Here is a 603-nt window from a genome sequence, read left to right on the forward strand (position 1 = left end):
AGACGGCCCGTGGAGTTTGCGGCGTTGGGCTCGCACCACGAACACAGCTAAGCCGGCAACACCGACGATTAAAAAGATTGGCCAGCCGATCATGAGAAGGGCCGCGGATAGGAATATCCAACCGACTATCGCGGCTGATGCCGCGTTCGGGTTCCGAGGCTCGGTCCACTGGAGGTTTTCCTCGGCGGGGACGCCCGGTTGTTTCTGGAATTCCGCGATTGTGAATGGACCCGTCAAGCGATCGTCGGACTTGTCGAGCACGAAGAAGAACTGCTGCGATGGATCCACATTTTCAAACGTGTCGCCTTCGAACAGGTTCCGTGGTGTTCGTCCATGGGTGTGCAGGAAGATATGGGTTGGCGTGACGTTGTAGGCATTGATCGGACCCGTCTGCGCGTAATCGCTGGGGACGTAGATCAATTGTCCATCGCTGTGGCCAAGACAGACGTCGAGCGAGTTGGCTCGGCATATTTTGTAACCCGGATCAATCGTCAGCTGGTAGTCATTCCAGCCGGACGCACCGGCGACGTTGAGCCACGCGGCAAGAATCAGCAGTACGAACAGAAGGTGGCGGCGGCGTAGATGCATGACGGCGAGAGCCTC

At 57.9% G+C, this 603-nt stretch carries 1 protein-coding gene; it reads right to left on the bottom strand.

The window, feature by feature from the left end; translation table 11 throughout:
- Window positions 1–588: hypothetical protein (locus tag GE027_RS22665; RefSeq protein WP_153559504.1), on the bottom strand; the 588-nt coding region annotated here is incomplete at its 3' end.
- Between the last annotated feature and the right edge of the window lie 15 nt (window positions 589–603).

The organism is Roseimaritima sediminicola (assembly GCF_009618275.1).
Classification (GTDB): Bacteria; Planctomycetota; Planctomycetia; order Pirellulales; family Pirellulaceae; genus Roseimaritima; species Roseimaritima sediminicola.